The sequence below is a fragment of the Bradyrhizobium sp. CCBAU 53421 genome, assembly GCF_015291625.1.
Taxonomy (GTDB): domain Bacteria; phylum Pseudomonadota; class Alphaproteobacteria; order Rhizobiales; family Xanthobacteraceae; genus Bradyrhizobium.
In genome coordinates, this window is record NZ_CP030047.1 from 2,198,588 (window position 1) to 2,218,736 (window position 20,149).

The 20,149-nt window shown below is 64.9% G+C and carries 17 protein-coding genes; 9 read left to right on the plus strand and 8 right to left on the minus strand.

Features of this window, described 5'->3' with window-relative positions; all coding sequences use genetic code 11:
- Positions 1-300 precede the first annotated feature (300 nt).
- Together XH92_RS10415 and XH92_RS10420 are read left to right on the plus strand one after the other, a co-directional pair.
- Entirely contained in the window at positions 301-2,088 is a 1,788-nt protein-coding gene (locus tag XH92_RS10415) for a tetratricopeptide repeat protein (RefSeq protein WP_194459135.1), read from the plus strand.
- Between the two features lie 304 nt (positions 2,089-2,392).
- A complete protein-coding gene (locus XH92_RS10420; protein ID WP_194459136.1) occupies positions 2,393-3,280 on the plus strand; it encodes a 4-(cytidine 5'-diphospho)-2-C-methyl-D-erythritol kinase in 888 nt (295 codons plus the stop codon).
- 352 nt (positions 3,281-3,632) lie between these two features.
- On the opposite strand, the gene XH92_RS10425 is transcribed toward XH92_RS10420, so the two are convergent.
- Positions 3,633-4,640: an IS5 family transposase gene (locus XH92_RS10425; protein ID WP_194455643.1), complete on the minus strand. Its 1,008-nt coding sequence runs from the start codon at positions 4,638-4,640 to the stop codon at positions 3,633-3,635.
- 263 nt (positions 4,641-4,903) lie between these two features.
- On the opposite strand from XH92_RS10425, the gene XH92_RS10430 reads away from it, so the two are divergent.
- The 3 genes from XH92_RS10430 to XH92_RS10440 all read left to right on the plus strand — a co-directional run bounded on the left by XH92_RS10430 (position 4,904) and on the right by XH92_RS10440 (position 8,237).
- Positions 4,904-5,830 carry an SMP-30/gluconolactonase/LRE family protein gene (locus XH92_RS10430; protein WP_194459137.1) on the plus strand — a complete coding sequence of 309 codons (927 nt, stop codon included), beginning with the start codon at positions 4,904-4,906 and terminating at the stop codon, positions 5,828-5,830.
- Between the two features lie 141 nt (positions 5,831-5,971).
- Positions 5,972-6,565, plus strand: a complete 594-nt coding sequence (locus tag XH92_RS10435) for a GNAT family N-acetyltransferase (protein ID WP_194459138.1) — start codon at positions 5,972-5,974, stop codon at positions 6,563-6,565.
- A 28-nt stretch (positions 6,566-6,593) separates the two neighbouring features.
- Positions 6,594-8,237 (plus strand): GMC family oxidoreductase, encoded by a 1,644-nt coding sequence (locus XH92_RS10440; RefSeq protein ID WP_194459139.1) that lies wholly within the window; start codon positions 6,594-6,596, stop codon positions 8,235-8,237.
- 180 nt (positions 8,238-8,417) lie between these two features.
- Here XH92_RS10440 and XH92_RS10445 read toward each other — a convergent pair whose 3' ends face one another.
- From XH92_RS10445 to XH92_RS10460, 4 genes are all read right to left on the minus strand, one after another.
- The gene (locus XH92_RS10445; protein ID WP_194459140.1) at positions 8,418-9,920 is read right to left on the minus strand and encodes an NAD(P)/FAD-dependent oxidoreductase; all 1,503 of its coding nucleotides are present in this window, start codon (positions 9,918-9,920) and stop codon (positions 8,418-8,420) included.
- Between the two features lie 84 nt (positions 9,921-10,004).
- Entirely contained in the window at positions 10,005-10,847 is an 843-nt protein-coding gene (locus tag XH92_RS10450; RefSeq protein ID WP_050406807.1) for a MoxR family ATPase, read from the minus strand.
- A gap of 93 nt (positions 10,848-10,940) precedes the next feature.
- Positions 10,941-11,186, minus strand: coding sequence for a GlsB/YeaQ/YmgE family stress response membrane protein (locus XH92_RS10455; RefSeq protein WP_194459141.1), 246 nt, complete (start codon positions 11,184-11,186; stop codon positions 10,941-10,943).
- Between the two features lie 114 nt (positions 11,187-11,300).
- A complete protein-coding gene (locus tag XH92_RS10460; RefSeq protein WP_246788361.1) occupies positions 11,301-13,199 on the minus strand; it encodes a diguanylate cyclase in 1,899 nt (632 codons plus the stop codon).
- Between the two features lie 182 nt (positions 13,200-13,381).
- Here XH92_RS10460 and XH92_RS10465 point away from each other — a divergent pair, with 182 nt between their 5' ends.
- The 3 genes from XH92_RS10465 (at position 13,382) to sseA (ending at position 16,043) form a co-directional block, all read left to right on the plus strand.
- The gene (locus tag XH92_RS10465) at positions 13,382-14,557 is read left to right on the plus strand and encodes a VWA domain-containing protein (RefSeq protein WP_050632069.1); all 1,176 of its coding nucleotides are present in this window, start codon (positions 13,382-13,384) and stop codon (positions 14,555-14,557) included.
- Positions 14,558-14,673: 116 nt separating this feature from the next.
- Positions 14,674-15,087: a rhodanese-like domain-containing protein gene (locus XH92_RS10470; RefSeq protein WP_194459143.1), complete on the plus strand. Its 414-nt coding sequence runs from the start codon at positions 14,674-14,676 to the stop codon at positions 15,085-15,087.
- A gap of 98 nt (positions 15,088-15,185) precedes the next feature.
- Positions 15,186-16,043 (plus strand): 3-mercaptopyruvate sulfurtransferase, encoded by an 858-nt coding sequence (gene sseA / locus XH92_RS10475; RefSeq protein WP_194459144.1) that lies wholly within the window; start codon positions 15,186-15,188, stop codon positions 16,041-16,043.
- A gap of 9 nt (positions 16,044-16,052) precedes the next feature.
- On the opposite strand, the gene XH92_RS10480 is transcribed toward sseA, so the two are convergent.
- Positions 16,053-16,922 carry a hypothetical protein gene (locus XH92_RS10480; RefSeq protein ID WP_194459145.1) on the minus strand — a complete coding sequence of 290 codons (870 nt, stop codon included), beginning with the start codon at positions 16,920-16,922 and terminating at the stop codon, positions 16,053-16,055.
- Between the two features lie 328 nt (positions 16,923-17,250).
- Between XH92_RS10480 and XH92_RS10485 the strand changes: the two genes are divergently transcribed.
- A complete protein-coding gene (locus XH92_RS10485; protein WP_194459146.1) occupies positions 17,251-18,498 on the plus strand; it encodes a L,D-transpeptidase in 1,248 nt (415 codons plus the stop codon).
- Positions 18,499-18,571: 73 nt separating this feature from the next.
- On the opposite strand, the gene XH92_RS10490 is transcribed toward XH92_RS10485, so the two are convergent.
- Together XH92_RS10490 and XH92_RS10495 are read right to left on the minus strand one after the other, a co-directional pair.
- On the minus strand, positions 18,572-19,534 hold the full coding sequence (locus tag XH92_RS10490; RefSeq protein WP_194459147.1) for a D-2-hydroxyacid dehydrogenase family protein: 963 nt from the start codon (positions 19,532-19,534) through the stop codon (positions 18,572-18,574).
- A 125-nt stretch (positions 19,535-19,659) separates the two neighbouring features.
- Positions 19,660-19,902: a hypothetical protein gene (locus XH92_RS10495; RefSeq protein ID WP_194459148.1), complete on the minus strand. Its 243-nt coding sequence runs from the start codon at positions 19,900-19,902 to the stop codon at positions 19,660-19,662.
- Positions 19,903-20,149: the final 247 nt, after the last annotated feature.

The window sequence follows — 20,149 nt, forward strand, 5'->3', positions numbered from 1 at the left end:
TTTGCTTCTGCACGCGAATATGCCGGGCCCGGTCACGATACCGCCATAGTGGGAGCGTCTTGCGGTGGGCTGGCTGGATCGGAGGGCGTAAGGGCCTAATCTGCCAATTGATTCGGCATGGGTTACCTCCGGGCGATCCTTGCGGATAAATGCCAAAAGCGGCATTGTCGCTCGCCGTGATGCCGCCGCTTGGGTTCGCATTTTGAGACTGATCGCAGGATCTTGTCGCGAAGATCTCGTCGCGAAGATCTTGGCCGTAAATCCTTCGTGGCCTTAAACCCCTGGAGCAAGGCGAACGTGATGCTGTCCACCCGTTTCAACCGCCTGACGATTGCCGTTCTTGCTGCCGCGGCGCTTGCCGTGCCTGCGCAGCTCGCGGCGCAGACGCCCGACCATCCGACCGACAATGCCGCCCAGTTCCCGAGCAAGAACGACCTGAAGTCGCTGACCACGGCCGGCAGCTATCTCGCCGCCCGCCACGCCAGTGTCGAGCGCGATGCGGCCTCCGCCGCGGCGTTCTACCGCTCGGCGCTGCGCACCGACCCGAAGAATTCCGAGCTGCTCGACCGCGCCTTCATCTCCTCGCTCGCCGACGGCGACATCGAAGAGGCGGTGAAGCTCGCCGACCGCATCCTGACCCAGGACAAGTCCAACCGCGTCGCGCGCCTCGTCGTCGGCGTGCGCGACCTCAAGCTGAAGAAATACGCCGCCGCGCAGTCCAACATCAACCAGTCGGTGCGCGGCCCGATCACCGACCTCGTGGCGACGCTGCTGTCGGCCTGGGCGGCCTATGGCGCCGGCGACGGCAAGGGCGCGGTCGCCTCGATCGACAAGCTGACCGGCCCCGAATGGTATCCGATCTTCAAGGATCTGCACGCCGGCATGATCTACGAGCTGTCCGGCAAGGAGAAGGACGCCGGCGCCCGCTTCGAGAAGGTCTACAAGCTCGACGATTCGATGCTGCGCACGGTCGACGAATATGCCCGCTGGACCTCGCGCAACAAGGATGCCGCCGCCGCGACCGCGATGTACGAGGCGTTCGACAAGAAGCTGCCGCGTCATCCGCTGGTGCTGGAAGGCATCAAGGAGACCAAGGCCGGCAAGAAGCTGCCGCCGCTGATCGATTCGCCACAGGCCGGCGCCGCCGAGGCGCTGTACGGTATTGGCGCGACGCTGACCCGCCGCGGCGGCGAGGACCTCGCGCTGGTCTATTTGCAGCTCGCGCTCTACCTGCAGCCGAACCATCCGCTGGCGCTGCTGTCGCTCGCCGATCTCTATGAATCGGTGAAGAAGCCGCAGATGGCGATCAAGGTCTATGAGCGGATGCCGGCGTCCTCGCCGCTGAAGCGCAACGCGCAGATCCAGCTAGCGACCAATCTCGACGCCGCCGACCGCAGCGACGAAGCGATCAAGATCCTCAAGGAAGTCACATCGGATCAGCCGAAGGACATCGAAGCGATCCTGGCGCTCGGCAACATCGAGCGTGGCCGCAAGAAGTTCGCCGACTGCGCCACCACCTATTCGCAGGCGATCGACGCGCTGCCGGCCGGCAGTGGCGACAAGAACGCCTGGGTCACCTACTACTACCGCGGCATCTGCGAGGAGCGCTCCAAGCAGTGGAACAAGGCCGAGGCCGACATGCGCAAGGCACTCGAGCTGCAGCCCGAGCAGCCGCACGTACTGAACTATCTCGGCTATTCCTGGATCGACCAGGGCATCAACCTCGACGAGGGCATGAAGATGATCAAGCGTGCCGTCGATCAGCGCCCTGACGATGGCTACATCGTCGACTCCCTCGGCTGGGCCTATTACCGGATCGGCAATTACGACGAGGCGGTGAAGAACCTCGAGCGCGCGATCGACCTGAAGCCGGAAGATCCGACCATCAACGACCATCTCGGCGACGCCTATTGGCGCGTCGGCCGCACCCTGGAAGCCAAGTTCCAGTGGGCGCATGCCCGCGACCTCAAGCCCGAGCCGGAAGAGCTGCCGAAGATCCAGGCCAAGATCGACAACGGCCTGCCGGACGACACCTCGAACGCCGCCGCCGCCGACAAGAAGAAGGACGACGACGGCAAGGGCGGCTGAGCCCGGTATAACCGCCAGCCTGCATTGCCAATTGAGACGTGATGCCCGGGCCTTGTCCCGGGCATTTTGCGCCTATCCACCCGCTTCCGTCATTCAGGGGCGCCCGAAGGGCGAACCCGGAATCTCGAGATTCCGGGTTCGATGCTGCGCATCGCCCCGGAATGACGGGGCAGGAGAGACACGAAATGTCTGGGCCCGGGCATGACGGCACGGGGCGGAATTTCCATGCAAACAAAGGGATAGGATCGTGCGGCGATTTACGCTAATCGCAACACGATGTTTGTTTTTTTAGGGGTTTATCGCCGTGCCGGCGCTGATTGAAGAAGGGCGTGCCAAGGTCAACCTGACGCTGAAGGTTGTCGGACGGCGCGTCGATGGGTTTCACGACCTGGAGAGCGTCGTCGCGTTTGCCGATTGCGCCGATCGTCTCACGCTCGAGCCGGGGCCCGAGCTGTCGCTGTCGATGCTGGGGCCGCTGGCCGATGCCTGCGGCGATACATCTGATAATCTGGTGCTCAAGGCCGCGCGGCTGCTCGGCGAGCGCGTCGCCGACCTTGAGGTCGGCCACTTCACGCTGGAGAAGGTGCTGCCCGTTGCGGCCGGCATCGGCGGCGGTTCGGCGGATGCCGCGGCGGCGCTGCGGCTGCTGGCGCGGCTCAACGAGCTCTCGCTCGACGACAGCAGGATCATGGAGGTCGCGCTGCAGACCGGCGCCGACGTGCCAGTCTGCGTCGCCTCGCGCGCCTGCGACATGACCGGCGTCGGCGAGGGCCTGCTGCCGCTGGATTTGCCGAAAATGCCCTGCGTGCTGGTCAATCCGCGCGTGCCGGTTGCGACCAAGGACGTCTTCAACGCACTCGGCCTGCGCCATGGCGAGCTTTTGATCGGTGCCACCGATGTGGTGATGCAGGCGCCGGACTGGCCGGACGCCGGCCGTGCGGTCGACGACTGGATTGCGGCGCTGTCGCGCGGCACCAACGATCTCGAAGGCCCCGCCGCGCGCATCGAGCCCGTCATCAGCGACGTGTTGTCCGCGCTGCGTGCGACCGAGGCCGTTCGCCTGGTGCGCATGTCGGGCTCCGGCGCGACCTGTTTTGCCGTGTTCGGAACCGACGCCGACGCCGAGGCCGCCGGCGAGAAGCTCCGAGTTGCGCACCCCGGCTGGTGGGTGCATGCGGGTGCGCTGAGCTAGCGCGATCGCGGGGCCGCGACTTTCCTATCCATCGTCATTCCCCGGTGCGCAATTCGGTGGCCCAATGGATTCCGGGCTCGCGCCAAGTGACGCGCCCCGGAATGACATCTGGAGAGATGCGACAAGAACGCTAAGCTGCGTCCCCAACTTCAACTGTCGTCGCCCGGCTCGAACCGGGCGATCCAGTACGCCGCGGCTTCTCGGTTCAAGCACTGCCGTCTCTAGAATACTGGATCACCCGCTTTCGCGAGGGCTTTGCGAAAGTCGAACAGCTCGACGGGGCCGGACGGCTGTTGTTTGGGCCGGTTAGCGGCTGGACGGGCCAGCCATGATGGCTGGGTGCCTCGTTTGGTTAGGCGATGTGGGGTGGCGTCCTGGCCCATCGCTGGAGATTGATCGCGGTCGCGGCGAGCTGGAAAGCTGCGGCATTGCGTATCAGGCCCCGATAGCGGGCACGCGCAAGGCCGTAGACGCGCTTGAGCAATGCGAACAACGGTTCGATCGGCGCGCGTCGATGCGAGATGACCGCGTTACGACGCACCGCCCAAGGCCCCAAGCGAAGCCAGCGGTTGTGTCTGCGCATAATGCCGTCGCGAATATCCATCTGCTTCAGCCGCCCACGTCGCGCGATGGTATCGTAGGCTTTGTCAGCGTAGACTGTTGCCTCGTCGCCGCAGATCAGCTCGTCGGCGGGCACGGTGTCGTTGACATTGGCTGGCGTAAAGGCAAGGCGCCGGATGATGCGACTGCCTTGGTCCATCGCCACGTGCATCTTGTAGCCGAAGGCATATTTGCCGTCCTTCCTGGTCCAGGCGGCGTCAGGATCGTGAGGGCTTTTGACCAGCTTGCTGGCGGGGCGCCCGTCCGCATCCGGGGGCAAATCGGGATCCGGTGGTTCGGGCGGATTAACCGCCGAGCGGATCAGCGAAGCGTCAATCAATGTGCCGCGCTTCAAGACGAAGCCGGACTTCTCGATCTGCGCCGTAATCAGGGCAAAAGCGCGCTCCGCCAGCCCGCTCCTGGCCAGCTGTTCGCGGAAACGCCACAGCGTGGAATGATCCGGTACCGGCTCACTCAGCGACAGGCCCAGGAAGCGCCGGAACGACAGGCGGTCCACCAGCGCCTCCTCAAGGCCCGGATCGGACAACCCATACCATTGCTGCAGCAACAGCGCCTTAAACAGCGCCAGCGACGGGTAAGCGGGCGCTCCCATCGACCCGCTACGCAAGCCGCTCAGCAGCGCTTCAATCGCGCTCCAGTCGACCAGTTCCGATACTCGCTGCAAAGGCGCGTTGGCTCGAGCCGCGTCATTCACCAGCCCGTCGGTAAAGCTCAATTGACCAATCTGCCGCTCCGCCATCCGTTCCTCCGGCGAATCCTTCACCAAAGAGAATCATCCCGGCAGACTTCTGCAAAGCCCTCGCTTTCGCGGGTGATGACACCGGTGGCTATTCTGCATGATGCCGAGCGGCATTGCAGCGCTTCCCACCTCAACGCCGGGCAGCCTTGCGCCCCGGATTGCTTGGCAAGCTAAATCCCGTTTGCCATAACAGGATGAACAACAACGTTGCGCGTGCGGGACCGTTCGGAATCTGCCTGCAGCCAATGAGCCGGGAGGATGCCATGGCCAATATCCGAGTTCTCGCCACCGATCTCGAGTTTCCCGAAGGTCCCGTCGTCATGCCCGATGGTTCGGTCGTGCTGGTCGAGATCCGGGGCCAGCGTCTGACCCGCGTCTATCCCGACGGGCGCAAGGAGATCGTCGCCAAGGTGCCGGGCGGCCCGAACGGCGCGGCGCTCGGCCCCGACGGCAAGATGTACGTCTGCAACAATGGCGGCTTCTCCTGGATTCCGACCCGCAACATGATCATGCCGGGACCGCAGCCGGAGGATTATCTCGGCGGCTCGATCCAGCGCGTCGATCTGCAATCCGGCAAGGTCGAGACCGTGGTGACGAAGTGCGGCGAGCACGAGCTGCGCGGGCCCAACGACCTGGTGTTCGACAGGCAAGGCGGCCTGTGGTTCTCCGATCTCGGCAAGCGCCGTGCCCGCGAGATGGATGTCGGCGCGTTCTATTATCTGAAGCCCGGCATGAACGAGATCGTCGAGGCGGTGCACGGCATCCTGCCGGCCAACGGCATCGGCCTGTCGCCGGACGAGAAGACCGTCTACATCGCGGAGACGCCGACGGCGCGGCTGTGGGCTTACGAAGTGTCCGAGCCCGGCACCATCAAGCCGCGCGACGTGATCTATCGCGGCGAGCGCGGCAAGCCGATCGCCGGCCTCGGCGGCTACCAGATGTTCGACTCGCTCGCCGTCGAAGCGAACGGCAATGTCTGCGTCGCGACGCTGATCTCGGGCTGCATCTCGGTGATCGCGCCCGACGGCACCGTGGTCGAGCAGGTGCCGACCGGCGACCGCGTCACCACCAACATCGCCTTCGGCGGCCCCGACCTGAAGACCGCCTACATCACGCTGTCCGGCAAGGGCGAGCTGATCGCGATGGACTGGTCGCGGCCGGGATTGCCGCTGAATTTTCTGAACAAGTGACGATTGCGCAAAAGCGCAATCGTCATCCCGGGGCATCGCGCAGCGATGAACCCCAATTCGCAATTGCGAATTGTGGGATCTCGAGATTCCGGTCTGGTGCTAACGCACCATCCCGGAATGACAAAGATGGAGAAGTCTCGAATGCCCTGGCTTGAACCGGTCACCCTTCGCGGCGCGCATGCGCGGCTCGAACCGCTGTCGCATGATCATCGCGACGGTCTCGTCGAAGCCGTGAAGGACGGCGAGCTGTCGAAGCTCTGGTACACCTCTGTCCCGCAGCCGGAGAACATGGGCAAGGAGATCGACCGCCGGCTCGGCCTCCAGGCCGCGGGCTCGATGCTGCCGTTCACGGTGTTCGATGCCGACGGCAAGATTTCCGGCATGACGACCTACATGAACGTCGACACGCCGAACCGCCGCGTCGAGATCGGCTCGACCTGGTACGCCAGGCGTGTGCAGCGCAGCGCGGTCAACACGCAGTGCAAACTGCTGCTGCTGCAACATGCCTTCGAGAAGCTCGATTGCATCGCGGTCGAGTTCCGCACGCATTTCTTCAATCACCAGAGCCGGCGCGGCATCGAGCGGTTGGGTGCCAAGCAGGACGGCATCCTGCGCAGCCATCAGATCGCGCCCAACGGCACGTTGCGCGACACCGTGGTTTACAGCATCATCGCGAGCGAATGGCCGACGGTGAAGGCGCATCTCAACTATCAACTCAACGAAAAGCCGCGCTGACACGTCGGTCAGCGCCAGAAGCGAGACGATGGAAACGTTCGATTATGTGATCATCGGCGCAGGCTCCGCCGGGAGCGTGCTGACCAACCGGTTGAGCGAAGACGCAGGGACCAGGGTGTGCGTGCTCGAGGCGGGGCCGAGCGACTGGCATCCCTACATCCATCTGCCGGCCGGCTTCATCAAGACCTTCCACATGAAGAGCGTGAACTGGGCCTACCAGCAGGAGGTGGGCCCTTATACCGGCGGGCGCAGCATCTACGCGCCGCGCGGCAAGACGCTCGGCGGCTCATCCTCGATCAACGGCCATATCTACAATCGCGGCCAGCGCCAGGATTTCGACACCTGGGCGCAACTCGGCAATCGCGGCTGGGGCTATCCCGACGTGCTGCCGTACTTCCGGCGCATGGAGCGACGGATCGGTGAGGGCGACGACACTTATCGTGGTCGGAATGGCAACCTCACCGTCACCACGATGGACTGGCAGGATCCGCTCTGCGAGGCCTTCATGGCAGGCGCGGTCTCGCTCGGCATTCCGCGCAACCCTGACTACAACGGCCAGATCCAGGAGGGCGTGTCGTACTGCCAGCGCACTATCCTGAACGGCCTCCGGGTCAGCGCCGCGACCGCGTTCCTGCATCCGGCGCGAAAGCGACCGAATGTCGACGTGCGCACCCATGCCCATGTCACCGGCATCATCTTCGAGGGCAAGCGCGCGGTCGGCGTGCGCTATAACCGCGGCGGCAAGCACGGTGATCCCTTGGAGATCCGCGCCACCAAGGAGGTCATCCTGTCCGGCGGCGCCTACAACTCGCCGCAGCTGTTGCAGCTCTCCGGCGTCGGTTCGCCCGACCTGCTGCAGTCGCACGGCATCGAGGTGCGCCACGCGCTGCCGGGCGTCGGTGAAGGCCTGCAGGATCACTACGCGCCGCGCTCGGTGGCGCGGGTCAAGAACATCAGGACCATCAACGAAATGCGCCGCGGCCTTAGCCTGTGGGGCGAGGCGATCAAATGGGCGACGACGCGGCGCGGATTGCTGTCGCTGTCGCCGACCATGGTCTACTGCTTCTGGCATTCCGGCGAGACCACCGAGAGTTCCGACCTGCAGCTCACCTTCACGCCGGCGAGCTACAAGGAAGGCGTGCAGGGCCAGCTCGAGGACGAGCCCGGCATGACGGTGGCCTCATGGCAGCAGCGGCCGGAGAGCCGCGGCTATGTCCGCATCCGTTCCGCCGATCCGTTCGCGCCGCCGATCATCCAGACCAACTACCTTGCCGAGGAAATCGACCGCCGCGTCGTCGTCGCCGGCATGAAGCTAGCGCGCCGGCTGCTCGCCTCCGAGCCGCTCAGCCCGTATTTCGCCTATGAGGACTTTCCGGGTCCGAAAGTGCAGAGCGACGAGGAGCTGCTCGCGGCCGCAACCCAGCGCGGCACCACCACCTTCCATCCCGGCTGCACCTGCCGGATGGGCCCGGCCGATGCGCCGTGGGCGGTGGTCGACGACCAGCTCCGGGTCCATGGCATGGAAGGCCTGCGCGTGATCGACGCCTCGATCATGCCGCGGATGATCTCCGCCAATCTCAACGCCTCGACCTTGATGATCGCCGACAAGGCCTCCGACATGATCCGCGGCAAGACGCCCGAGGCCGCCGCGAAGCTGCCGGAATATGCGTGAGGGCGAGGTGAGCGCGACGCTCGTTCTCGATCAGCGCGCTCGATCCATCACCGTCATCCTGAGGAGGCCGCGTAGCGGCCGTCTCGAAGGGTCGACGGCCACCAGCGGGGCCGTGCACCCTTCGAGGCTCGCTTCGCGAGCACCTCAGGGTGACGGGACCAGCAGCGGATGAGAAGTAGCTCAGCCGTAGACGAAGGCCTTGTCCTTGAGGTCGATCGCCGGGAATTCGTCCTTCTCGGCCCAGTAGTCCTGGTTGTGTTGCCATTCCGGCTTGTCGCCGCGCTTCGGCAGCAGGTGCATGCCGCGCATCATGTAGCCGGGGTTGAAGTTCTCCGGATCGATCCACGGCAGCAGCGGCATGTTGTGGTCTTCGGGGCGCAGCGCCGGCGTCACCTTATTCACGCCGGTCGCCTTCATGTGCTTGATCATGCGGCAGACGAAGTCGCCGACCAGATCGACGCGCAAGGTCCAGCTGGCGCGGAAATAGCCGAACACCCAGACGAGGTTCGGCACGCCGGTGAACATCATGCCGCGATAGGTCACGGTGTCCTTGAAGTCGAGCGGCTTGCCGTCGATCGCGAAGTCGATGCCGCCATTGGCGGAGAGGTGGAAGCCGGTCGCGGTGATGATGATGTCGGCCTCGAGCTCCTTGCCGGACTTGAGCAGGATGCCCTTCTCGGTGAAGCGGTCGATCTCGTCGGTGACGACGGACGCCTTGCCGCCCTTGATGGCGTGGAACAGGTCGGCATCCGGAATGAAGGCGATGCGCTGCCGCCACGGCCGGTAGCGCGGCGTGAAGTGGGTGGCGATGTCGTAGTCCTTGCCGAGAACGGCTTCGACCGCCGCCAGCAGGTCCTTCTTGGCGCCCTCCGGCTCGGCGAAGGTCCGCCTGGTGAAGGCGTCCTGCTCGAACAGGATCTTGCGGCGGGTGATCTCGTGGATCCAGGCCTCGTCGACCTGCAGCCTGCGCAGTTCCTCGGCGATCTCGATCGCGTTGCGGCCAGTGCGGAAATAGGTCGGCGAGCGCTGCAGCATGGTGACGTGGCCGGCATCCTTGGCCATCGCCGGGATCAGGGTTGCGGCGGTGGCGCCGGAGCCGATCACGACCACGCGCTTGCCCTTGTAGTCGAGGTCGTCGGGCCAGGTCTGCGGATGCACCACCGTGCCCTTGAACTTCGCCATGTCGGTCCATTCGGGCGTGTAACCCGCATCGTGGCGGTAGTAGCCCTGGCACATCCAGAAGAAGTTGGTGGTGAAGCGCAGCCGTTCGCCGGTGTCGATACGGGTCGCATCGATGGTCCAGAGATTGGTCTCGTTCGACCACTCCGCCGCGGTGATGGTGTGGCGATAGCGGATGTGGCGGGCGAGATCGTTTTCCTCGATCACTTCGCCCATGTATTTCAGGATCTCGGCCGCGCTGGCGATCGGCGCGCTGGTCCACGGCTTGAAGCGATAGCCGAAAGTGTGCAGGTCGCTGTCGGAGCGGATGCCGGGATAGCGGTGGGTGGACCAGGTGCCGCCAAAGGTCTTCTGCGTCTCCAGCACCACGAAGCTGGTGCCCGGGCATTGCGTGGTGAGGTGGTAGGCGGCGCCGACGCCGGAGATGCCGGCGCCCGCGATCAGGACGTCGAAATGCTCTGTGGTGACGGGCTCGGCGGCGCGGATCTGGGTCTGGACGTTCATCTTCCCTGGTCTTCTTGTTTGTTGGATTGCTTGTTGAGCTGCAGAAGCAAAACGCCGAAGCGAATGCCCCGGCGTTTGCGTGAACTAGACTTCGCGGCGGCTGAGGAACGCCAGCCGCTCGAACAGGTGCACGTCCTGCTCGTTCTTGAGCAGCGCGCCGTGCAGCGGCGGGATCAGCTTGCGCGGGTCGCGCTCCCTGAGCATCTCGGGCGTGATGTCCTCGTTCAAGAGCAGCTTGAGCCAGTCGAGCAGCTCGGAGGTCGAGGGCTTCTTCTTCAGGCCCGGCACCTCGCGGACCTCGAAGAAGATTCGCAGCGCCTCTTCCACCAGCCGCTTCTTGATGCCGGGGAAGTGCACGTCGACGATCTTGCCCATGGTGTCGGCGTCGGGGAACTTGATGTAGTGGAAGAAGCAGCGGCGCAGGAACGCGTCCGGCAGTTCCTTTTCGTTGTTCGACGTGATCATCACGATCGGGCGCAGCTTCGCCTTGATGGTCTCGCCGGTCTCGTAGACATGGAACTCCATGCGATCGAGCTCGAGCAAGAGGTCGTTCGGGAATTCGATGTCGGCCTTGTCGATCTCGTCGATCAGCAGCACCGGGCGCTTCTCGTTGGTGAAGGCCTCCCACAGCTTGCCGCGCTTGATGTAGTTCTTGATGTCGGACACCCGCGCATCGCCGAGCTGGCTGTCGCGCAGGCGCGACACCGCATCGTATTCGTAGAGGCCCTGCTGCGCCTTGGTGGTCGACTTGATGTGCCAGGTCAGCAGCGGCGCGTCGATCGCCTTGGCGACTTCCTCGGCCAGCACGGTCTTGCCGGTGCCGGGCTCGCCCTTCACCAACAGCGGGCGCTCCAGCACGATGGCGGCATTGACGGCGACCTTGAGGTCATCGGTGGCGACGTAGTCCTTGGTACCCGTGAATTTCATCTATCTGTTTGCCTTGCTTCGTTCGTTGGCCGGTTCGGCCTCAACATGAAACGACCGCTCTCGCAGCGGCCGTCGGGAATGCAAATTGTCCGATCAGGCTCGCCTGATCAGCGACAGGATCACCAGCACGACAATGGCACCGATGGTCGCGTTGACGATGTCGCGGATCGCGCTGCTGCCGAGGCCGACGCCAAGGCGCGGCAACAGCCAGCTTGCCACCAGCGCGCCGATGATGCCGACGACGATGTTGCCGATCAGCCCGAAGCCCGCGCCGCGCACGATCAGCCCCGCGAGCCAGCCGGCAATCGCACCGATCACCAGTGCCGCAATGATGCCCATTCAAACGTCCTGCCCAATGTCTTGTCAGGTGCAATTGTAATTGAAAAAGCCGGGCGGTCTAGCGCGGATTCCGCAGCGCAGCGGTACCCTGAACGGCACCGGGCGCATAGTATGTCAGGCGTACTGTTTCCGCCCCGCGGAATGATTGTCACCCGCCAGCGACGAGGCCAGCACCGTGCGGTCGCGGCCTGCGCGTTTCGCCTCGTAGAGCGCGAGGTCGGCCTGGCCGAGCAATTCGCTCTCGCTCGCGGTCGCAGCCGATCGGCTGGCGATTCCGAGACTGATCGAAACCACGCCGCGCCGCGCGGCCGGATTGGCGATCGCCAGCGATCGCACCGTGAGGCGCATCGCTTCGGCGACCTTCAGTGCATCCTGTTCGCCGACGCCGGGCAGGATGATCGCGAACTCCTCGCCGCCATATCGCGCCGCCATGGCCGTGGTGTTGATGGTCGCGTCCGCGATCACGCGGGCCACGCGCCTCAGGCATTCGTCGCCGGCTTGATGGCCCCGCGTGTCGTTGAAGCCCTTGAAGTGATCGATATCGAGCATGATGAGGGAGATCAGCTCGCGGTCGCGGAACTCGCGCGGCAGCGCGCTGTCGAAGCTGCGGCGGTTGGCGAGGGCGGTCAGGCCATCGGTCGTCGCAAGCTCCGACAGACGGATGTTCAGCGCGTTGAGCTCGTCCTCCATCTTGCGGCGTTCGGTCACGTCGCGCAGCACGCCGACGACCTCGATGGCATGGTGGTCCTCAGCGAGCCCGGCAAGCTTGAAGTTGATCTCGACCCAGACCTCGGTCCCGTCGGCGCGGAAGGTCTTGAATTCGACGGTCTTGGTGGTCGTCCAGTTGGTCAATTCCGCTGTCGCCCTGGCGACGTCGGCGAGGTGATCGGGGTGCACGAACTCGAAGCAGGACTTGCCGATCAGATCGTCCGGCTTGCGGCCGAGGATGGTCTCGACCGACTGCGACACGAACAGGAAGCGGCCGTCGCGGTCCAAGAGGATCACGACGTCGGCGATGTTGTCGGCAAGCAGCCGGTAACGCGCCTCGCGTTCCCTGAGCATCCGCGCGACCCTGGTTCGCTTGGCGAACTCCTTGCCCAGCAGGATCGCGAACAGGATGACGCTTCCCATCAGGATCACGGCGACAAACAGATCGTTGCGCAGGTCCTCATGCCATGCGGCGAGCACCTGGGCTTCCGGCAGCGCGACCGTCACCACGATCGGATATTGCGATGCGCGCTCGAAGCCGAGATATTTGACGCGTCCATCGAATGGCGACGTGGTCTTGGTGTAGCCGGTCCGGTCCTGCCCGATCTGCGCCTTGAAGGCCGCGGACACCTCCTTGTTCCACTTGCCCGCCGGCCAATGCGCCAGGACGATGCCGTCGAGGCGAAGCAGGGTAATTCCGGCGTGCGGACCGAACTTGAAGGCCTGGTAGAAATTGTCGAAGTAGCTGCTCTCGATGGTTGCGAACAATACGCCGCCGAAGCTGCCGTCTTCCCTGGTGACACGGCGCGACAGCACGATGGTCGGATGCCCGGTCAGCCGCGATTGCAGCGGCTCGCTGATATGCAGCGTCGCATCCGGCGAGTCGCGATGGCTGATGAAGTAGCCGCGATCGGCGTTGTTGTGGGCCGGCAACTCCGCGGCCGACGAGTAGATCCGGTTGCCATCGGGATCGATCACGCCGATTTCCCTGATCTGCGGCAGCGCGTCGGCGGTCTTGCGCAGGGCCGCGTTGAAGCGGTCGACGCGCGGCTTCTGGTATTTCAGCAGGTCGACCATGGCGTTCATGGCGACATCGATCGCCTGGACCGAATGCGAGGCGTGTTCCGCCAGCGAATGGGTGAGGTTGCGGATGTCGCGCTCGCCCTGGGCGAGCGCCATGGTGCGCGCCTCGACCGCCTTCCAGATCAACAGGCCGAGCACGAATATGCTCATCGCCGTCACCACGGCGGCGACGATCGCCGTCGGCGAGAACAGTTTCGGCAGCTTGGCAGGGCTGTTGGGCAATCCGGTCGGGTCCACGGGCGGCGTGCTACCTCCAGTGATCAACGTCCCATCTTAACGTCACGTTTCGCCGCCGGGAGCCGAAGCTGGCCGGGGTGGTTAAGTGAAAGTGAATGGCTGATCCGCAGCCGCAACCGGGGCAGGGGCCCTTGACGGCACCGGCAGGGCGCGCGATTTAAGTAAATATGTTCCTGCAGTTCTTCACATCGCTGCGCGACGCCCAGGTCCCCGTGACGCTACGGGAATATCTGACCTTGATGGAAGCGCTTGACGCCGATCTCGCCGAACAGACCGTCGAGAACTTCTACTATTTGTCGCGCGCCGCCCTGGTGAAGGACGAGCGTAATCTCGACAAGTTCGACCGCGTGTTCGGCACCGTGTTCAAGGGGCTCGAGAGCCTGCTCGACGCCATGGGCAAGGCGGAGATCCCCGAGGAGTGGCTGAAGAAGCTCGCCGAGAAATATCTCACCGAGGAAGAGAAGAAGCAGATCGAGGCCATGGGCTGGGACAAGCTCATGGAGACCTTGAAGAAGCGCCTCGAGGAACAGAAGGGCCGTCACCAGGGCGGCAGCAAGTGGATCGGCACCGCCGGCACCTCGCCGTTCGGCGCCCACGGCTATAATCCCGAGGGCGTGCGGATTGGGCAGGAGAAGAACCGCAACAACCGCGCCGTGAAGGTGTGGGACAAGCGCGAGTTCAAGGATCTCGACGGCAATGTCGAGCTCGGCATCCGCAACATCAAGGTCGCGCTCAGGCGGCTGCGCAAGTTCGCGCGCACCGGCGCGCCTGACGAACTCGACCTCGACACCACGATCAAGGAGACCGCCAACCACGGTTATCTCGACGTGCACATGCGCCCCGAGCGGCGCAATGCGGTCAAGGTGCTGGTGTTCTTCGATATCGGCGGCTCGATGGATTCGCATATCGAGCAGGTTGAGGAACTGTTCTCGGCCGCCAAGAGCGAATTCAAGCACATGGAATATTTCTACTTCCACAACTGCCTCTATGAAGGCGTCTGGAAGCAGAACAAGCGGCGCTTCACCGATCGCACGCCGACCTGGGACGTGCTGCACAAGTACCCGCACGACTACAAGGTGGTGTTCGTCGGCGACGCCTCGATGTCGCCCTACGAGATCATGGTGCCGGGCGGCTCGGTCGAGCACGTCAACGAAGAAGCCGGCTCGGTCTGGCTCGACCGCATCACCCGCACCTATCCGCACGCGGTGTGGCTCAATCCGGTGGCGCAGAAGCACTGGGATTATTCGGAATCCACCACCATCATCCGCCGCCTGTTCTCCGAGCGCATGTATCCGATCACGATCGAGGGTCTGGAGAACGCGATGCGGGAGCTGGTGCGATAGGCAACACCGTCATTCCGGACGGACGCGAAGCGGCTGATCCGGAATCTCGAGATTCCGGGTTCGATGCTCTCGCATCGCCCCGGAATGACGAACAACAAGAAGCCAGGGAGAGCCCCATGCCCCAGAACATCCATCGCGGCATCAAGGTGATGATCGACGAGGCCAATGCCGAGATCGAGACCATCAGCGCGGCCGATGCGATCACGATGATCGGCAAGAACGACGTCGTGATCGTCGACATCCGCGATCCGCGCGAGATCGAGCGCGACGGCAAGATCCCCGGCGCGTTCTCCTGCACCCGCGGCATGCTGGAGTTCTGGATCGATCCGAACAGCCCCTACGCCAAGCCGATCTTCCAGGAAGACAAGAAGTTCATCTTCCACTGCGCCGGCGGCCTGCGCTCGGCGCTCGCCGCCAAGACCGCGAAGGACATGGGCCTGAAGCCGGTCGCGCATATGGGCGGCGGCTTCGCCGCCTGGCGCGAGGCCGGCGGGCCGATCGAGGCCTGGGAGCCGAAGATGAAGGGCTAAGCAGGATGTCACACGCGGGCTTGACCCGCGTGTCCATCGTTTGAAAGCAAGATGGATTGCCGGATCAAGTCCGGCAATGACGATGGAGAGACTCGCAAATGACGACCACCGACGATCCGCTCGTTTCGACCGAATGGCTGGCTGCGCATCTCGGCGATGCCAACGTCAAGGTGCTCGACGCGACCTTCAAGCTGCCCGGCGTGCTGCCGCTGCCGAAGGACGACTATCTCGCCGCGCATCTGCCCGGCGCCGTATTCTTCGACGTCGATGCGGTGTCCGATCATTCCAATCCACTGCCGCACATGTTCCCGAGCGCCGAGCAATTCGGCCGCGATATCGGCGGGCTCGGCGTCAGCAATGCCGACACCGTGGTGATCTATGATTCCGGCGGCTGGGTCGCGGCACCGCGCGCCTGGTGGATGTTCCTGTCCTACGGCCATCGCAACGTGCGCATCCTCAACGGCGGCCTGAAGAAGTGGCGCGCCGAGGGCCGGGCGGTCGAGAGCGGCGAGGTGACGGCGAAGCCCGCGACCTTCAGGGCGAGCTACGATGCGAAGCGCGTGCGCAGCATCGAGCAGATGATCGCCAATGTCGAAAGCCGTGCCGAGCAGGTGATCGATGCGCGCGCCGCCGATCGCTTCGAGGGCCGCGCGGCTGAGCCGCGGCCGGGCATCCGTGCGGGCCACATCCCGGGCGCCCGCAACGTGCCCTACAATCAATTGTTCGATGCCGCGACCGGCGAGATGAAGCCGCTCGACGATCTGCGCAAGTCGTTCAGTGGTGCCGGCGTGAAACTCGATGCGCCGATCGTGACGAGCTGCGGCTCCGGCGTCTCCGCCGGCGTGCTGACGCTTGCGCTGTACCGGCTCGGCGTCACGAACACCGCGCTCTATGACGGCTCGTGGTCGGAATGGGGACAGGCGAGCGGCCCGCCGATCGCGACGGGGCCGGCTTGAGCTGCGGGATCAACGCCGCGTAAGCGGCACCGGATTGCCGAACGGGTCGAGCTGCTGCTGCTGAACCGCTTGCCGAACCGGCCGCGCGCGGACGATCCGCCGCCGCTCCTTGCGATGCGCGGGCTTGCTGGTCGCACTGCGCTCCGGCTTCTTCTTCACCTCGGTGGCCTTCGGCGCCGCCGGCACTTCGACGACAACTTCGGGGCCGCCCAGCGTCGCGATCCTGGTCGCGGCGGCGACGGCCTCGGGTGACGGCGGCGATGCCGGCTCGGGTGCAGCGATCGCTGGTGCTGCCGCGGCGGGCGCGGGCTCGTTGGGTGGGGCAGGCGGATCGGCCACGGCGGCGACCTTCGCCTCGGTTGGCGCCTGGGCCGTTTCCGTGGAAACCGGTGCGGGCTGCGATGCGGGCAAGGGATCCACGGCGGGGGCCTGCGCAGCGACCTCGGCGGACTGCGTCGGTGCCGGCGACTCCACGGCCTGAGGTTCTGGCTTGGGCAGGGCGGCCGGGGACGAATCATCCGCCTTCACCGCGGCGACCTTCTCCGGCTCGGCAGCAGGCGCGGCTGCGGCGGGAGCAGCAGGCGCGGCTGCGGCGGGAGCAGCCGGCTCGGATGCGGCGGCTGGCTCGGACGGTGTCGATGGCGCCGGGCTGTCGGCAATGGGCTTGTCAGGGGCTGATGGCTCGACCCGCACCATGGCAAGCACCGGCGTCGGCTCGGCCTGCTGCGCGAATTGCGGCTCGGGCGGGGCCGGGCGGGCCGGTATGCTGGCGAATTCCTCATGCGCCGCGCGAAACAGCGCGGCTGCGCCCAACCCGAACACCAGAAGTGAGGTCGCCAGCACGATCGCAGCGAACAGAAAACGAAGGCCGGGGAGCATGGGCGCGGGTTCCCCCTTCTGCGGGAGGGTCTTCGATGTCGAGGGAACGCGGTGACCACACAAGAAAGCCGGCGTCGCGAGCGCGAATCAGGCCGATTCGAAGATATCGCAACCCCCGGAGACTGTTTGTTACAAAATGCGGGTGATTGATGACTTTGGGCACGTAGACAAACATTCCCGGCCCATGAGACATCTTTGCCGCAGCGTTGATGCCAAATCACAAAAGCCCGAAATGGCCCGGATTTCGCGGATTTGTCTTGAATGCGCCGCTATCTTCCTGCATTGGGCCGTTAACGGTCCGGTGTGGCTTGGGGACTATAACAGAGCAATGATGATCAACCGCATTCTGACGATTTGCGCTGCCGCGGCTCTCGGCGTGGCGGGAACCTCGCTTGCGCGTGCGCAGCAGGGGTATCCGGTTCCTCAGGGCCCGGCCTATTCGGCCGCGCCGCAGCCCTATCCGCAGGGCAGCATGCCGGATTTCGACTCGCTCGACGATGAAGACGCGCCGCGCAATTCGGCCGCGCTGCCGCCGCCCGGCCCGGTGATGTCGCCTGATGACCCGCGTTATGGCCGCCCGATGAATGCGCCGGTCTATTCCGATCGCGGTGCGCCGACCGGTCCCGTGATGTCGCCGGACGATCCGCGCTACGGCCGTCCGATGAATGCTCCCCCGGTCTATTCCGACCGCGGCGCGCCGACCGGTCCGGTGATGTCCCCCGATGATCCGCGCTATGGCCGTCCGATGGGGCCGCCGCCGGTGATCTACGGCGACCGTCCGGGTGCGCAGCAAGCCAATCGCGACAATGGCGTTCCTGCCGCCGGTGTGTCCTATGGCGACGATCGCGGCGGCATGCGTCCGCCCGAGGGCGTGACAGGAGCGGTGCCGCAGCAGCAGGCGCCGGTCGATGCCAATGGCAAGCCGGTGCAGATCGCGGCGCTGCCGCCGGACGAGCAGCCGGAAGACGGCACGGCGCAACTGGCCCCCAATCTGCGTCGCCAGGAAGTGGCGTTCGCGACCAAAGAGCCGGCCGGCACGATCGTCGTCGATACGCCGAACACCTACCTCTATTACATCCTGGGCAATGGCCGGGCGATCCGCTACGGCGTCCGCGTCGGCCGCGACGGCTTCACCTGGACCGGCGTGCAGAAGATCACCCGCAAGGCCGAGTGGCCGGATTGGCATCCGCCGACCGAGATGATCGAGCGTCAGCCCTATCTGCCGCGCTTCATGGCCGGCGGACCCGGCAACCCGCTCGGCGCCCGCGCGATGTATCTCGGCTCGACCGTGTACCGGATTCACGGCACCAACCAGCCGTCGACCATCGGCAAGTTCGTCTCGTCGGGCTGCATCGGCATGCTGAACGACGACGTCTCGGACCTGTTCGAGCGCGCCAAGGTCGGCACCCGCGTGGTCGTGCTGCCCGGTGGCCCGCCGCCGGGAACGACGACGGCTTCCGCCGCGCCGCCGCCCAATCCGATGGCGCCCGCGCCGACACAGGCTCAGGCCGCGCCGCTGCCCGGCACGCAGCCGACCTCGGTGCAACCGCTGCCCGCGCCGGTCACGGTGCGCTAAGCCAACCGGCAAACAATCATCGAAAAAGGCGCGCCAACGGCGCGCCTTTTTGTTGGCCGATCGATGTTCGATCTCAGGCCAGCCGTCGCGGCGGCTCGCTGCCCTTGGTGAAGGCATCGATGCACGCCACCATCTGTTGATAGTGCGTCTGCAGGCTCTCGCGCGTCGCATAGCCCAGATGCGGCGTGATCACGACATTGTCGAGCTTGCGGAGCGGGTGATCGATCGGTAGCGGCTCGACCGAGAACACGTCGATGCCGGCGCCGGCGATCTTCTTGTCACGCAGTGCGACAAGCAGGGCGTCTTCGTCGACGATCGGCCCGCGCGCGGTGTTGACGAGATAGGCCGATGGCTTCATGCGGGCGAGATTGGCCGCGCCGACGAGCCCGCGCGAGCGCGGGCTCAGCACGACATGGATGGTGATGATGTCTGATGCGGCAAACAACTCGTCCTTGCTCGCGTAGCCGACGCCGGCCTCCTTGCATTTCTCCGGCGTCAAATTGGGGCTCCAGGCGATCACGTTCATGCCGAACGCCTTGGCCATGCCGGCGACCTTGCTGCCGAGCTTGCCGAGGCCGATGACACCGAGCGTCTTGCCCTCGATCTCGGTGCCGGCAAAGCTCTGCCAGGGCTCGCCGGCGTGCATGCGCGCATTCTCGCGGCCGATGCCTCGGGTCAACTCCAGGATCAGGCCCATGGTCAGGGGCGCGGTGGGATCGCGGCTATATTGGGTGCCGCACACGACCACGTTGCGCGCCTTGGCGGCCTCCATGTCGATCGCGGCGTTGCGCATGCCCGAGGTGATCAGGAGCTTCAGTTTGGGCAGCGCATCGAACACGCTGCGCGGGAACGGCGTGCGCTCGCGCATCGCGCAGATGATCTCGAATTCCCTGAGCTTGGCCGCCGCTTCCGCCTCGCTCGCGAACGGCTTGTCGAACACGGTGACCTCGACGCGGTCCTTGACCTGTGGCCAGTCGGCCAGAGAGAGCGCGATGTCGAAATAGTCGTCGAGGATTGCACAGCGGAGCCGCGTCATCGGAAGATCCATTCAGGGTGAGGGCGACGGCGGAAAATCAACCGTCGGGGATCCCCGGATGGTCGCGCGCAATCGGCAGGTGCGCAAGCGGCCGCGATTTCAAAAGGCGGCGATTGCCGCGCCGCTCAGGATGGCTTGCGCGTCTTCGCGGTGCGGATGTCGGCGAGCATCGACCGGACCGCCGGCGACAGCGCCCTCTGCTTGGCACGGCAGGCCGGACCCGGGCCGCGCATATAGTGCAGTTCCGGCCGGTAGGGATTGAAAGCCTTGGCAACGAAAGCCCGCCAGAAGGCGCGGAATTCGGCGAACAGCGTCGCCTCGCCTTTGATCGCCGGGCGCGAAAGAGGGGCTGAAATGATGGTAGCCATGGTGTGGCCTCAACTGTTTTGGTCGCGGTTCTGCCGCGAAAATCGCCGTTTTCCGGCGTTGAGAACGAGTTTTGGCCTGATTTATTAAAAGATGGTTTCAATTGTCGTGATTCGACGCACACATGGCGTTGAACCCGTAATCACCCGTGGCGAATGGATGGAACGTGGTGAACGGATGGAAAACGCTAGCCCCGCGGTTGCGCTTTCGAGGGCCGGCCGTTACATCGGCGGCAGCAAAATTTCCTCT

Coding starts and splice junctions, on each gene's coding strand:
- XH92_RS10425 (WP_194455643.1), bottom strand. CDS start 4,640: ATGGCGGAGCGGCAGATTGGTCAATTGAGCTTTACCGACGGGCTGGTG.
- XH92_RS10445 (WP_194459140.1), bottom strand. CDS start 9,920: ATGAACGTCCAGACCCAGATCCGCGCCGCCGAGCCCGTCACCACAGAG.
- XH92_RS10450 (WP_050406807.1), bottom strand. CDS start 10,847: ATGAAATTCACGGGTACCAAGGACTACGTCGCCACCGATGACCTCAAG.
- XH92_RS10480 (WP_194459145.1), bottom strand. CDS start 16,922: ATGCTCCCCGGCCTTCGTTTTCTGTTCGCTGCGATCGTGCTGGCGACC.
- XH92_RS10435 (WP_194459138.1), top strand. CDS start 5,972: ATGCCCTGGCTTGAACCGGTCACCCTTCGCGGCGCGCATGCGCGGCTC.
- XH92_RS10485 (WP_194459146.1), top strand. CDS start 17,251: ATGATGATCAACCGCATTCTGACGATTTGCGCTGCCGCGGCTCTCGGC.
- XH92_RS10470 (WP_194459143.1), top strand. CDS start 14,674: ATGCCCCAGAACATCCATCGCGGCATCAAGGTGATGATCGACGAGGCC.
- sseA (WP_194459144.1), top strand. CDS start 15,186: ATGACGACCACCGACGATCCGCTCGTTTCGACCGAATGGCTGGCTGCG.
- XH92_RS10415 (WP_194459135.1), top strand. CDS start 301: ATGCTGTCCACCCGTTTCAACCGCCTGACGATTGCCGTTCTTGCTGCC.
- XH92_RS10440 (WP_194459139.1), top strand. CDS start 6,594: ATGGAAACGTTCGATTATGTGATCATCGGCGCAGGCTCCGCCGGGAGC.
- XH92_RS10465 (WP_050632069.1), top strand. CDS start 13,382: ATGTTCCTGCAGTTCTTCACATCGCTGCGCGACGCCCAGGTCCCCGTG.
- XH92_RS10495 (WP_194459148.1), bottom strand. CDS start 19,902: ATGGCTACCATCATTTCAGCCCCTCTTTCGCGCCCGGCGATCAAAGGC.
- XH92_RS10490 (WP_194459147.1), bottom strand. CDS start 19,534: ATGACGCGGCTCCGCTGTGCAATCCTCGACGACTATTTCGACATCGCG.
- XH92_RS10455 (WP_194459141.1), bottom strand. CDS start 11,186: ATGGGCATCATTGCGGCACTGGTGATCGGTGCGATTGCCGGCTGGCTC.
- XH92_RS10430 (WP_194459137.1), top strand. CDS start 4,904: ATGGCCAATATCCGAGTTCTCGCCACCGATCTCGAGTTTCCCGAAGGT.